The sequence below is a fragment of the Allochromatium humboldtianum genome, from assembly GCF_013385175.1.
Classification (GTDB): Bacteria; Pseudomonadota; Gammaproteobacteria; order Chromatiales; family Chromatiaceae; genus Thermochromatium; species Thermochromatium humboldtianum.
The window spans coordinates 240,509-253,196 of the sequence record NZ_JABZEO010000002.1; the positions used below are offsets into that span (position 1 = coordinate 240,509).

The 12,688-nt window shown below is 66.1% G+C and carries 15 protein-coding genes; 6 read left to right on the forward strand and 9 right to left on the reverse strand.

What is annotated here, in order from left to right:
• Positions 1–171 precede the first annotated feature (171 nt).
• The 3 genes from dnaG to rpsU all read right to left on the reverse strand — a co-directional run bounded on the left by dnaG (position 172) and on the right by rpsU (position 2,704).
• Positions 172–1,920 carry a DNA primase gene (dnaG, locus tag HW932_RS03655; RefSeq protein WP_176975131.1) on the reverse strand — a complete coding sequence of 583 codons (1,749 nt, stop codon included), beginning with the start codon at positions 1,918–1,920 and terminating at the stop codon, positions 172–174.
• 20 nt (positions 1,921–1,940) lie between these two features.
• Positions 1,941–2,384, reverse strand: a complete 444-nt coding sequence (locus HW932_RS03660; RefSeq protein WP_176975132.1) for a GatB/YqeY domain-containing protein — start codon at positions 2,382–2,384, stop codon at positions 1,941–1,943.
• Between the two features lie 104 nt (positions 2,385–2,488).
• Positions 2,489–2,704 (reverse strand): 30S ribosomal protein S21, encoded by a 216-nt coding sequence (rpsU, locus tag HW932_RS03665; protein WP_005220880.1) that lies wholly within the window; start codon positions 2,702–2,704, stop codon positions 2,489–2,491.
• A gap of 153 nt (positions 2,705–2,857) precedes the next feature.
• On the opposite strand from rpsU, the gene tsaD reads away from it, so the two are divergent.
• Complete coding sequence (gene tsaD / locus HW932_RS03670; RefSeq protein ID WP_176975133.1) at positions 2,858–3,892, forward strand: tRNA (adenosine(37)-N6)-threonylcarbamoyltransferase complex transferase subunit TsaD; 1,035 nt, start codon at positions 2,858–2,860, stop codon at positions 3,890–3,892.
• 23 nt (positions 3,893–3,915) lie between these two features.
• Here tsaD and HW932_RS03675 read toward each other — a convergent pair whose 3' ends face one another.
• The 3 genes from HW932_RS03675 to plsY all read right to left on the reverse strand — a co-directional run bounded on the left by HW932_RS03675 (position 3,916) and on the right by plsY (position 6,784).
• Positions 3,916–5,130, reverse strand: a complete 1,215-nt coding sequence (locus tag HW932_RS03675) for a sensor histidine kinase (protein WP_176975134.1) — start codon at positions 5,128–5,130, stop codon at positions 3,916–3,918.
• Positions 5,127–6,065 (reverse strand): alpha/beta fold hydrolase, encoded by a 939-nt coding sequence (locus tag HW932_RS03680; RefSeq protein ID WP_176975135.1) that lies wholly within the window; start codon positions 6,063–6,065, stop codon positions 5,127–5,129. Before HW932_RS03680 ends, HW932_RS03675 begins: the two co-directional genes overlap by 4 nt.
• Before the next feature lie 116 nt (positions 6,066–6,181).
• Complete coding sequence (gene plsY / locus HW932_RS03685) at positions 6,182–6,784, reverse strand: glycerol-3-phosphate 1-O-acyltransferase PlsY (RefSeq protein WP_176975136.1); 603 nt, start codon at positions 6,782–6,784, stop codon at positions 6,182–6,184.
• Between the two features lie 47 nt (positions 6,785–6,831).
• Between plsY and folB the strand changes: the two genes are divergently transcribed.
• The 5 genes from folB to HW932_RS03710 all read left to right on the forward strand — a co-directional run bounded on the left by folB (position 6,832) and on the right by HW932_RS03710 (position 9,464).
• On the forward strand, positions 6,832–7,191 hold the full coding sequence (gene folB, locus HW932_RS03690; protein ID WP_176975137.1) for a dihydroneopterin aldolase: 360 nt from the start codon (positions 6,832–6,834) through the stop codon (positions 7,189–7,191).
• Between the two features lie 70 nt (positions 7,192–7,261).
• Positions 7,262–7,546, forward strand: coding sequence for a toxin-antitoxin system TumE family protein (locus tag HW932_RS03695; protein WP_176975138.1), 285 nt, complete (start codon positions 7,262–7,264; stop codon positions 7,544–7,546).
• Positions 7,527–7,904: an HVO_A0114 family putative DNA-binding protein gene (locus HW932_RS03700; RefSeq protein ID WP_246296641.1), complete on the forward strand. Its 378-nt coding sequence runs from the start codon at positions 7,527–7,529 to the stop codon at positions 7,902–7,904. The genes HW932_RS03695 and HW932_RS03700 overlap by 20 nt, the downstream gene beginning before the upstream one ends.
• An 18-nt stretch (positions 7,905–7,922) precedes the next feature.
• Positions 7,923–9,068: a class I SAM-dependent methyltransferase gene (locus HW932_RS03705; RefSeq protein ID WP_176975139.1), complete on the forward strand. Its 1,146-nt coding sequence runs from the start codon at positions 7,923–7,925 to the stop codon at positions 9,066–9,068.
• Between the two features lie 246 nt (positions 9,069–9,314).
• Positions 9,315–9,464 (forward strand): hypothetical protein, encoded by a 150-nt coding sequence (locus HW932_RS03710; RefSeq protein ID WP_343046954.1) that lies wholly within the window; start codon positions 9,315–9,317, stop codon positions 9,462–9,464.
• A gap of 19 nt (positions 9,465–9,483) precedes the next feature.
• Here the strand turns inward: HW932_RS03710 and HW932_RS03715 are convergent, their stop codons facing one another.
• The 3 genes from HW932_RS03715 to HW932_RS03725 form a co-directional block, all read right to left on the reverse strand.
• Positions 9,484–10,959 carry a 2Fe-2S iron-sulfur cluster-binding protein gene (locus tag HW932_RS03715; RefSeq protein ID WP_176975141.1) on the reverse strand — a complete coding sequence of 492 codons (1,476 nt, stop codon included), beginning with the start codon at positions 10,957–10,959 and terminating at the stop codon, positions 9,484–9,486.
• 84 nt (positions 10,960–11,043) lie between these two features.
• Entirely contained in the window at positions 11,044–11,451 is a 408-nt protein-coding gene (locus tag HW932_RS03720) for a type IV pilus modification PilV family protein (RefSeq protein WP_176975142.1), read from the reverse strand.
• Between the two features lie 36 nt (positions 11,452–11,487).
• Positions 11,488–12,621: a pilus assembly PilX family protein gene (locus HW932_RS03725; protein WP_246296642.1), complete on the reverse strand. Its 1,134-nt coding sequence runs from the start codon at positions 12,619–12,621 to the stop codon at positions 11,488–11,490.
• Positions 12,622–12,688: the final 67 nt, after the last annotated feature.

A 12,688-nucleotide genomic window follows, 5' to 3' on the forward strand; every position in this document is an offset into this window, starting at 1 on the left:
ATGGCCGCGACGCGCTCAGGCGAGACCTTGAGCGCACGTAAGAGTCGGGTGAGACGGGTTCACTCGCACTGGCGTTGACGGCGTGAACAGACTTATTCGGTTTCATGTCGGTGCGAGTAAGTTTTTATGAGCGGCTGACCAGACAATAGATAGACGATCTCGCTGAAAAATCTAGTCCGGCTCCGATTCTCGAATGCTCCAGTCGAGCCGGATGAGTCGGGCGCGTTCCTCGGGCGTCCATTCGCTCGGGCTGCGCTTGTTGAGCAACTGGCGCCATTCGTGCTCGCGCACCTCGTCGCTCAGACGCTCGATGGCGCCGGTCAGCTCGGCAGCGGCCCCCTCGGCGCTCATGTCGTGCAGAAAGGGATCGACGCTCAGGCGTTGCAGATAGCCGAAATGGGGATGCTCGCGCCAGCGTTCCAGGAGTCGCGCCTTGGTGAGTTCGGGCGACCGGCTGAGCATGTCGAGCAGCTGGGCCAGAACGTCGATGCCGCGATGGGTCGAGCGGCGCCAATCGTCGCTGATCGTCAACGCCTGGGGCGCCAGGTCGGGGCGGTCGAGCAGCAGTGCAATGGCCTGGGCGACCAGACTCGGGCGCGTGGGCTGGGTGAGGCGCGCCTTGGGCTGATGTCGGCGCGCATTGGCCGGCTTGAGCGTCTGCACCGGCGCGCCGGTGAAGTCAGCCAGCCGCTTGGCCAGCAGGTCGCGATAGAGTCCCTTGGGCAAGCGATCGATGTAGGGCTGGAGCTTGCCGGCGAAGCGCGCGCGTCCGTCCATGGTGGTGGTGTCCATGGATTCGCTCAGATGCTCGAAGAGGAAATCCGACAGCGGCTGAGCGCGTTCCAGGCGCGATCGAAAGCCTTCGGCGCCTTCGCGGCGCACCAGGGTATCCGGGTCATCGCCCTCGGACAGAAACAGAAAGCGGATCGCCTGATGCCCGGTCGCCAGGGGCAGGGCGGTTTCCAGCGCCTTCCAGGCCGCCGCGCGTCCGGCCCGGTCGCCGTCGAAGCAGAAGACGATGTCCGGCGCGAGCTTGAACAATTGGTTGAGATGCTCGGGCGTGGTCGCCGTGCCGAGCGTGGCCACGGCATTGGTGATCCCGAACTGCGCCAGGGCGATGACGTCGAGATAGCCCTCGACCACGATCAGGGCCTCGAACGTGCGATTGGCCTGCTGGGCCTCGTGGAGTCCGTAGAGTTCGCGGCCCTTGTGGAAGATCGGCGTCTCGGGCGAGTTGAGATACTTGGGCTTGCCGTCGCCGAGCAGCCGACCGCCGAAGCCGATGACGCGCCCGCGCCGGTCACGGATCGGAAACAGGACACGGTCGCGGAATTTGTCATACTGCCGACCGTCCTGCTCGGAGACCAGTCCGACCGTCTGGAGTCGGGCGCACGCGGCGGCGTCGCGACCGAACTGGGTGAGCACGGGATTACCGCGCGCCGGCGCATAGCCGAGACCAAAGCGTGCGGCGATCTCGCCGGTCAGTCCGCGTCCCTTGAGGTACTCGACAGCGCGTTGAGCTTCGGGATGCTCACGCAACTGTCGACGATAGTAGACGGCGGCATCCTCCATCAACCGATAGAGCGGACCATGATCCGGCGCGGCCTGTATCGGCGCGCCGTCGCTCGGAATCTCCAGTCCGGCGCGTTCGGCCAGCTCCTCCACCGCTTCGCGGAAGGGGAGATGGTCGTACTCCATCAAGAAACCGATGGCAGTCCCATGCGCGCCGCAGCCGAAGCAGTGATAGAACTGCTTCTCGGGACTGACGCTGAAGGACGGAGTCTTTTCGTCGTGGAAGGGGCAGCGGGCCTGGAATTCGCGTCCGGCCTTGCGCAACTGGAGGCGCGAGCCGATGAGTTCGACGATATCGGTTCGCGCGAGCAGTTGGTCGATGAATTCGGGCGGAATATGTCCGGCCATGCGGGTACGCGCGGCGCGGTCTAGCCTCCGAGGCGCTGCTTGACCAGGGCGCTGACGGCGCCCATGTCGGCGCGGCCCTGGATCTGGGGACGCAGCACGTTCATCACCTTGCCCATGTCGCTCATGGCGGCGGCGCCGGACGCCGCGACGGCCTCTTCGACCAGGGCGGCGATCTCGGTCTCGCTCAACGCGGCGGGCAGGTAGTCCTGGATGATGCCGACCTCGAAGCGCTCGACCTCGGCCAGATCCTCGCGCCCGGCGCCCTCGTACTGGCTGATCGAGTCACGCCGCTGCTTGACCATCTTGTCGAGCACGGCCAGCGTCTGCGCGTCGTCGAGTTCGATGCGCTCGTCGACCTCGCGCTGCTTGATGGCGGCCAGCATCAGCCGGATCACGCCGAGCCTGGGTTTGTCTCCCGCCTTCATGGCGGTCTTCATGTCATCCTGGAGGCGCGACTTGAGCATACCCATGGGTCAATACTTCACGGAGTTCGATCTTGAAGGATTCGGAGGGGAGCGGCTGGGCCGATCAGACGAGGCGTATCGGCCACTCCCTGGACGCGCCGGACTCAGTACGGGCGTTCCCAGCGACGGGCTTCGCGCTGGAGCTTCTTCTGATGACGCTTGACGGCGGCCGCCTTCTTGCGCTTGCGCTCGGAGGTCGGCTTCTCGTAGAACTCACGACGGCGGACCTCGGCGAGCACTCCCGCTTTCTCGCAGGAACGCTTGAAACGCCGCATGGCGACTTCGAATGGCTCGTTTTCTTTGACGCGAACGCTGGGCATAGGACGGAATCCCTGGCTGTCTCCGGTTGATGGATGGGGTCGAGGTAAAAAAGATTGCGAAGTATAGCGCATGGTCGAGCGACGGCGCAAAGGCTATGATGCACCCATCTTTCGACGATTGGGCTTCAGGCCGCTTTATCGGGGCATGTGACGATGCGAGTGCTGGGAATCGAAACCTCGTGCGACGAGACGGGGATCGCAGTGTACGAAGACGGGCGCGGACTGCTGGCGCAGGCCGTCTACAGTCAGGTCGAGATCCATGCCGAATACGGCGGCGTGGTGCCGGAACTGGCCTCGCGCGACCATATCCGCAAGACCCTGCCGCTGATCCATCAGGTGCTCGACGAGTCCGGGCTGAATCGCGCGCGCATCGACGGCGTGGCCTATACCGCCGGGCCGGGGTTGATCGGCGCCCTGCTGGTCGGTTCGGCGCTCGGGCGCGCCCTGGCCTGGGCCTGGAAGGTGCCGGCGATCGGAGTGCATCACATGGAGGGCCACCTGCTGGCGCCGCTCCTGGAAGAACCGGCGCCCGAGTTCCCCTTCGTGGCGCTGCTGGTCTCGGGCGGACACACCCAGTTGGTCGACGTGCTCGGCATCGGGCGCTATCGCATCCTGGGCGAGTCGCTCGACGACGCGGCAGGCGAGGCGTTCGACAAGACGGCCAAGATCCTGGGGCTGCCCTATCCGGGTGGTCCCGAGCTGGCGCGGCTGGCCGAGCGCGGCGATCCGAAGCGCTTCCGTTTCCCCCGGCCCATGACCGACCGTCCAGGGCTGGAGTTCAGCTTCAGCGGACTCAAGACCTTCACCCTCAACACCTTGCACCGTGAACTGCCCCAGGCCGCCGACCCCGAGCAGACCCGCGCCGACATCGCGCGCGCCTTCGAGGAGGCCGTGGTCGACACCCTCGTCATCAAGTGCCGGCGCGCTCTGCGCGAGACCGGACGCCAACGTCTCATCCTCGCCGGCGGGGTGAGCGCCAACCGCCGTCTGCGCGAGCGGATGAATCAGGCGATCGCCGCCGAGGGCGGACAGACCTATTATCCGCGTCCGGCGCTCTGCACCGACAACGGCGCCATGATCGCCTTCGCCGGCTGTCAACGCCTGCTGGCCGGTCAGACCGAACCGCTCGCCTTCAAGCCCCGCGCGCGCTGGCCGATGGAGGAGCTGGAACCCGTGCGCGGTGCGTGAGGTCGGACGGGGATCGCGGCGCGCTAGAGCGGCGGGCTGGGATCGCCGAGTTCGTCGTCCCAGGCGGTGGGCAGTGTGAGATGGAAGACCGCGCCCTCGGGCGGCTCCGGCTCGGCCCAGAGTCGTCCGCCGTGGTCCTCGGCGATCGCGCGACTGATCGCCAATCCCAACCCCAGCCCCGAATCATTGCTCGATTCGAAGATATCGAAGACGGCCGCATGGCGTCCGGGCGGCAGGCCCGGCCCGGTGTCGCGCACGACGAATTCGATCTCGCCCTGACAGGGCACGACCTCGATCTGCACCTCACGCCGGACGCATCCGGCCGTGTCGATCGCCTGCACCGCGTTGCAGATCAGATTGACCAATACCTGTTCGATCTGGACTGGATCGCTCTCGATCTCGGGCATTTGCTCGGGCGCGACCAGATCCAGCTTCACCTGACGGTCGGCGGCGAACCAGCGCACCAGATCCAGGGCGCGTTTGAGCACCTGATCGACCGGCGTCTGCACCCGGTGCATCTTGCGCCCGCGCAGAAAGGCGCGCAGACGCTCCATGATGTCGCCCGCACGATGGACCTGATCGTCGATGCGTCGGATGACCTCGACCAGACGTTCAGGGTTGGCGGCCGGTCCCTCGGCGAGCTGACCGGCGGCGCTACAGTAGAAACTGGCCGAACTCAGCGGCTGGAGCAGTTCATGGATCAGCGAAGAGGCCAGCACGCCGACGGCATTGAGCCGCGCCACCTGGGCCAGGGCGTCGCGCGCACGCCGTGCCTCCTCCTCGGCCAGCCGGCGCTCGGTGATGTCCAGATAGGTGACGACGGCGCCTTCCTGTTCGCCCTCCAGGGGGAAGGCGCGCATCAGCAGCCAGTATTGACGTCGTTCCGTGTGACAGGGGTACTCGACACTGAAGCACAGGCGGCGGCGCTGGATGACGTCCTCGATGCCACGGGCCGTCGTGAGCGCGGTCGCGTCCGGGTGCTCGCCCGACCAGCGGCAGGCGGCGAGCGTCCGGGGATCGAGGTCTTTCCAGGCGCGATCGTCGCGGCCCTGTGCCGCCGAGAAGGCGCGCCAGGCGCGGTTGACCGCGATGAGCCGGGCCTCCTGATCGAGCACGGCGATCTGCGCCGGCAGGGCGTCGAGCACCGAGCGATGGAGGTGGCTGCTGACCACCAGCCGATCGAGTCCATCGGTTGGATGGATCGCGTCTGGAGCCGACTTCGCATCCGAGGCGTTCATCGACTCTGGCCCCGATGGATGTCGCGTCCGGTCGGCTCCGGGCCATCCAGGAAACGCCGATAGGCCGCCGCCGTCTCGGCGGGACGCTCCAGCATCGGCAGATGTCCGGTCTCGGGCAGGATCTCCAGTCGGCTGCGCGGACGGCGCGCCTGGAACGGTTGTGCGCCCGAGACCTCGAAGATGCCGTCGCGTTCACCCCAGAGAATGAGCGTCGGCGGTGGTGGCGGTGGCCGGTGGTGGCGCCGTGCGTCGCTCTGCATCCGGAGCAGATCGGCGTCGAGATTGACGATGTCCCAGACCTGGCGGTAGTGGAGCTGGCGCTCGCGATACTCGGCGACGGACGCCTCCACGATGGAGTCGGGGATCTCGGGCGGCTCGGCGAAGAGCAGGCGCATCTCGAGCGCGAACTGATCCCGGTCGAGTGGGATGAAGGGGTTGATCCCATCGCGAATGGCCGACCGGACGCCCTCGGACCAGTCGACGGCCCCCAGCGGTGCGCCGATGAAGGCCAGGGTCCGGACCCGGTCGGGGTAGCGCGCGGCGTACTCGGCGGCGATGGTTCCGCCCATCGAGTTGCCGGCCAGATCCAGGCGGTCCAGACCCAGTTCGAGGATCAGCGTATGCAGCCGCTCGGCCTGGAATTCGAGCGGATAGACGGCGAGCGGAAAGTCGCGACTCTCGCCATAGCCCGGCAGATCCGGCGCCAGGGCGCGTCGTCCGCTCGCCGCCAGTTCGCACAGTAGGGCATCCCATTGTTCCTTCTGGGCGAAGAGTCCGTGCAGCAGCACCACGGTCGGCCCGGCGCCCGCCTCGCGATAGTGGAGCGTGCCGTCCTCGAAATAGACCGCGCCGGTGCGGATGGTGCAGTCGGCGGCGGCTGAGGGTGCGAGCCAAACCAGTGACCAAAGCAGGATGGTGCGACGCAGGAAGGACATGAGCGGCTCCGGGTGCGTGTTTCGGCGCATTTGTCGGCGCCTTGGCGGTTCAAATGATCTACCTGAGTGTGTCGGTGCGGCTTGAGCCGCCTCTACGATCAAAGGTCGCCGCTACCTCAGTCGGAGGATGCCTTGGCGCTGATTCGGTCCTCGGTGCCGTCGAGCAGGTTGCGGATGTTGCTGCGATGACGCCAGATCAGCAGGCCGGTGATGATGAGCTGCATCCCGATCAGCGCCTTCTCGTCCCAGAACAGCCAGACGAAGACCGGCGCCAGCGCCATGGAGATCAGGCCGGAGAGCGAGGAGATCTTGAGCACCTTGGCCACGAACAGCCATACAGCCGCGACACAGAGCCCGATCGGCCAATAGAGTCCGAACTGGACGCCGAGCGCCGTGGCCACGCCCTTGCCGCCCTTGAAGCCGAAGAACACCGGGTAGAGATGGCCGATGAAGGCGGCCAGTCCGATCCCGGCGAGTACGGCGGGGCCGGCGCCCAGGGCATGGCCGACGAGCATGGGGATCAGCCCCTTGAAGCTGTCGCCGACGAGCGTGATGGCGGCGGCCTTCTTGCCGCCGATGCGCAGGACGTTGGTGGCGCCCGGATTGTTCGAACCCTGGGTGCGCGGGTCCGGCAGCCCCATCAGGCGGCAGACGATGATGGCGCTGGAGACCGAGCCGAGCAGATAGGCGGCGATGATGAGCAGTGTGGCTGTGATCATGGGTAGAATCTGAGTTTGGAATCGGACACGAGGCTCGAAACTGTACCATGACTGACATCGTCTTCATTCGCGGCCTGCGCCTCGACACCCGGATCGGCATCCACGACTGGGAGAAACAGACCACGCGCCCGGTGATCCTGGATCTGGAGATGGCCAGCGACGTGGCACGCGCGGCGGCGAGCGATCGTATCGCCGATGCGCTCGACTATGACGCCGTCACCCGTCGTTTGACCGATGTGGTCACGCACAACCGGCATGAGCTGGTCGAGACGCTGGCCGAGCAGTGCGCGGCGCTCCTGATGCGCGAGTTCGGCATTCCCTGGCTGCGGCTCAGTCTCAACAAGCCGGGCGCGGTGGGGGAGGGGGTCGATGTCGGGGTCGTCATCGAGCGCGGTGTGCGCGTTTGAGATATGGCAGGTTGCTCGCCTCTCCGTTTCTTGATTGACAACACGTTCGGCCTGTTTCTAAAGTCACAACATGCCAGCCGTTGCCCTTCATGACATCCGCCGCTCCCTGACTGACGACGCCTTCGTTGAGTTGAAGGTTTGGGAAGTCCCTGAACCCGTGCGAGGCAGCGATCATCGTTATAAATACCGCCTCGTGCTCGTTGTGAATGGTCGCTGTGTGCTGCGTTATGACAACGAAGCCGGTAAAGGCGATCACAAGCACTTGGGCGTGGACGAACGCGAAATGCCGTATGTCTTCGTTTCTCTGCGTCAGTTGCTGGACGATTTCTTCGCCGATGTCTCTACTCTGCTATGAGGATCAGACCATGCGCACCCTGATGATCGATGTTTGCGATTTGGAAACGACCAAGGCGCGGATGCTGGCCGCGTTGGAAAGCTCGGAGCCATCGGCGCCTGTCTTATCGTTTCCGTCCGAGGAGCAGCTCTTCACAGTGCTGACGGCTCGGCGCTGGACGCTGCTGCGAGCCTTGACCGGAGCAGGGCCGGTTGGTGTGCGTGAGTTGGCGCGGCGCGTCGGGCGGGATGTCAAGGGTGTGCATACCGATGCTCAGGCGCTCGTCAAAGCTGGCGTGATCGACAAGCTGCCCGACGGCAAGCTCCATTTCCCCTATGACGCGGTGCACCTGGAACTGGAACTCAAGGCCGTTGCGTAGAGGTGATGAGACTGCGCCATGACTGACCACGCGACCGATATCAGCCGCCGACTCGAAGACCGTATCCGCGCCGAGATCCGGGCGCGGGGCGGCGTGCTCGCCTTCGACCGCTTCATGGAACTGGCGCTCTATGCGCCCGGACTCGGCTACTACGTCGCGGGAGCGCCCAAGTTAGGGCCGGGCGGCGACTTTGTCACCGCGCCCGAGCTCTCGCCGCTGTTCGGGCGTTGTCTCGCCGTCCAGTGCGCCGAAGCGCTGGAACGACTCGACGACGGCGAGATTCTGGAGTTCGGCGCCGGCAGCGGGGCGCTGGCCGTGCAGATCCTGCTGGAACTGGAGTCGCTGGAGCAGCTGCCCGAACGCTATCGGATCCTCGAACCCAGCCCGGATCTCCAGGAACGCCAGCGTACTGCCATCGAGGCCGCCGCGCCCCACCTGCTCGCCCGCTGCGACTGGCTGACGACCCTGCCCGAGCGTTTCGCTGGAGTCGTGATCGCCAACGAAGTGCTGGACGCCATGCCGGTGCATCGCTTTCGCATCGGTGCTGACGGTGAGATCCTGGAGATCGGCGTCACTGAGGCGGATGCTCGACTCGTCGAGGTCGCCGTTCCGCCGATCTCGTCGGGACTGGTCGAGGCTGTGTCAGCGTTGCACCTGGTTGGGCTAGCCGATACGCCTGGCTACGAGTCCGAGATCAATCTGCGTCTGGCCCCTTGGCTTTCAGCCCTGTCGAGCGCACTGGAACGCGGTCTGGTCCTCCTGATCGACTACGGCTATCCATGCGCCGAGTACTATCAGCCTGAGCGTCATATGGGCACACTACGCTGTCACTATCGCCACCAGGCCCACTCAGACCCCTATGTTCATCTCGGGCTCCAGGACATCACGGCGCATGTCGACTTCACCGCCGTTGCCGAGGCTGGCGTCACCGCCGGGTTCGAGCTGGCCGGTTTCACGACCCAAGCACACTTCCTGATCGGCTGCGGCATCGACCGTTTGATGCAGACCGCGTCGCCGGAGGCCGCACTCGACCAAGCGCTAGGCGCCAAACAATTACTGTTGCCGACAGCCATGGGCGAGCGCTTCAAAGTACTCGGGCTCGCCAAGGGTGTCGACGGCCCCTGGATCGGTTTCGCCATGCGCGACCTGAGCGAGCGTTTGTAGGGATGCGGCCCAAGGCGGGCCGACTGTATACCGACGGGAACTGAACTATTGAACACCCGCTACCGAGAACATATGCTTGAGGCGCAATAACACTGAGCGCTCGCGCCTTACAAGCCCGAACGACTCAGGAAGTCGGAGCCGTGCGGATACGCCCCCGTGGTCGTCTCCTAGGCTCCAGTGAGGAGAGACAGACGTTCGTTCGGAGTCAGTGCAATGGAAAAAAGACAAAGAGAATTGGACACTTGGGTGGCTTCCAAGGTACAGGGCAATCTGGGCTGCACCTATATCCGGCTCTATGCCGATGCCCCGGGCTGGGTGCGCGATGTCGCAGTCAACCGTTTCGGCAAGGGCACGGTGTTCCTGCCCCCGGAGCAGTCCAGGCCAAGGGCGGCCTGAACGCTACGAGCGAGCGCGATCAGGTAGCCGTCTCTTCGGTTGCGATCCGCTCGGCCTCGACACCCAGGACGAGCAGTGCCGCGCGCGTCGCCCTCACGGATTCAGCCGGCCCGGCGACATAGAAGCGCGCCCCGGTCGGCTCCGTCAGATCGGCGCGAATCAACGCCATCAGATCCTCGACACGCCCACTCACCAGCGGCGTGAAGCCGAAGTTGTCCAACGCATCCCGCAGCGCGCGTCCCCACTGGGCCTGATGATGGGCCTCCGGATACGGCGTATCCCAATAGAGCTGGAATGACTCGATGTGATCGATCGAGACCGCGTGCTCGATCAGGCTCTTGATCGGCGCGATGCCGTCGCCATGGGCGATGAAGATCGCCGGTTCCGACGCCTCGTCGCGCAGCACGAAGTCTCCGAGCGGTCCGCTGGCGGTGACGAGCTGTCCCGGACGCAGCCCGCCGAACACCGCCTCCGAGAAGGCATCCGCCTGACGCCGGACATAGAACCACAGGTGGCGTCCGTTGCAGGGACAGCTGGCGATCGGCAGCTCGCGCGATTCGCCGCTCTCCAGGGTCAGGAGCGCCCGCTGTCCGGCCATGAAGCGCAGCGTCTGGGTACGCGGGGTCTGGATGCTGAGCGCGACCAGATCCGGGCCGAGCCGTTCGAGCTTGCGCAGACTGGCACGGATCTCCTGATAGGGCAGATCCTCGGCCCGATTGGCCTCGGCGGCCTCCAGCACCAGATCCGTCACGGCTGTGTGCGAGCAGGTCAGGATATAGCCCATCGCCTTCTCGCGTTCGCTGATCACATAGTCGTGCTCGCGCAGACGCCAGGTCTCGCCGCTGACCACGCGCGCCTTGCAGCCGCCGCAGTTGCCGCTGGAACAGCCGTAGTTGAGTGTCAGGCCCGCGCGCACCGAGGCTTCGAGAATGGATTCGTTGCCCTCGACGAAGAAGTCGTGCCCGCTGGGGATGAGTTTGACGTTGGCGGCCATGAGTCGCAAAAAGGCATCTTTGACGATGAGTTGGGCGCGCTGGTCCGGATTGGCTTCGGCGGCCAGTCGCGCGCGTTCGCCGCGTAGCCAGTCGCGTAGCGCGAGCAGGGATTCCTCGAGCTGACCGCGCGGCAGCCGGCAGAGTTCGTCGACCTGCTCGCCGATCTGGTCCAGCAGTTCCGTGGCCGATTCCAGCCGCGCGGCACGGTCGGCGAGGCCGGCGCTCAACCCCTGGAGCCTTGAGAGCAGCACCTCGGGATCGGGCAGGGTGGTCTCGCCGCCGCCAGCGTGGAACCTGGGATGGGCGAGCGCCTTGATGCGCGTGGTCCGCTCCAGGGCGTCGTCGTTGGCGAGGCTGACGCTCGGATAGGCGCGCAATAGATCGTTGACCGCCACCGCGCCCTCGAAGGTCGGGATCTCGCCGCGCCGGATGCGGGCCTGGAGTTCGGCGCGGGTGACGCCCGCGAGTCGCGCGGCGCGTGAAAGGCTCAGATAGTCCATGCTCGAATCGCCTGACTGGTTGCTGAAGAGTCCTTCCCCGATGTGGTCGCTCGTCGGCGATTTTCAAACCGCGACCGCTCGAACTCAGGGGGCGATGAGGGTGCGCAGGCCGGTCGTCCGGAGCTCGCCCCCGGCGCCTTCCCAGCGGGCGACGACCCGGACCTCATCGACGCCGGACTGTGCGCCGGGCCGGATGGTCCAGGAGCGCGCGAAACGGGTGCTGTCTCCCGGTCGCTCGGCGGCGATGTCCTCCCCGTCCTGGAGCGTCTCGCCGCCGGCGGCCAGATCACGCAGTTCCTCGACCTTGTCGAGCACCAGATTGATGGCCGTGGTCTGGGCCTTGGTCTGGCGCCGGTTCTCGTGCAGATCGCCCTGGAACTGGGCGAGCGTGAGCAGGCCCGAGGTCAGCACGGTGAGCGAGATCAGGGCTTCGTTCAGGCTGAAGCCGCGTTGGTCGCGCCGCCGACCCTGATCGAATGTGGTTCGTCGCATGTTTCGTGTTCTCCCGCTGATACGGATATCCACCGATCACCAGTCGCGCCAGGTGCCCGGAACCCGGATGGCGCCGTCGATGACCTGAAAGGCCGTGTTCAGGGCGCTGGCCGCGCCCCAGTCGGTCTCGATGAAGACCGAGTCCAGCGCCGGTGCCTGGACATCGCCCTCCCACAGAACCGCGCCCTGAAGGCGTGCGCCGCCCCAGCCCTGACCGGCACAGGCCGTGCCCGATTCGTAATAGACGATCCCATGTACCCGGATGTCCGGGGCGAAGCGCGGACAGCCGGCCTCGCTCGGAACGATGAGCAGGATCGGCCGATCCGGTGTGCCGATGGTCCGGCTGTCGACACCGATGTCTTCGGCACAGAAGCCGCTCAGGCGCAAGGCATCGATGGTCCCCGAGACATGGATCAGATAGAGTCCGGGCGGTTCGGTGGCGCCACAGGGAATCCGGTCGGCGAAGACATGCCCGGCCGCCTCGGCGCGGCGCTTGGCCTCGGCCAGCGGCAGGGCGAAGACCTGATTCCAGACGCAGTGCGCGCCTGGACAACCGTCGATCCGCGCGCGCTCCAGATCGGCACTCTGCCCCTTTTCGTCCGGCGTCAGGACGCGATCGGCGTTGCGGTCGTTCCAGACCCCGACCGCCAGTTGTCCCTGCGGCAGACAGTCCGCATCCGCTGCGCGGCCGCTCAGGATGGCCGGCGCGTCCTCGTCCAGCCGCCAGAGTTCGCTCGGCTCCAGCGGTTCTTCCAGACAGCCGGCGAGCACCAGGGGCGGCGGCGCTCGGGTCTCGGGAGCGACGTCGAACAGCCCGGTCTGGGTGAAGCATTCGCGCGCGATCGACTCCAGACCGGGATCCTGATCCGAGCTCGCCCGTGAGCGCACGCAGACGGCATTGGTGCGGCGACTGAACTGAAGTTCCACCCGGAAGCGCTGACCGTCCTCCGCCGACAGCTCGGGCACGCTCGGCACGGCATCGCCCGGTCGCCAGACCTGGGCGCCGAGCCAGGCCAAGGCATAGTCCAGCCCGGCCTGAGCGGCCTGCTGCGCCAGGATCGACTGCTGCTCGTTGGTGGCGATGCGTTGCTCCACCACGCCGGTGCGCGCGCTGCTGAAAGCCAGGATGCCGGCGCCGATCAGGAGCATCAGACCGAACAGCAGGGTCATGGAACCGTCCTGGCGCCGATGGATTTGTGTGGGATTCCTGGGCATGGCGCTGTCTGTCGACCGGGGT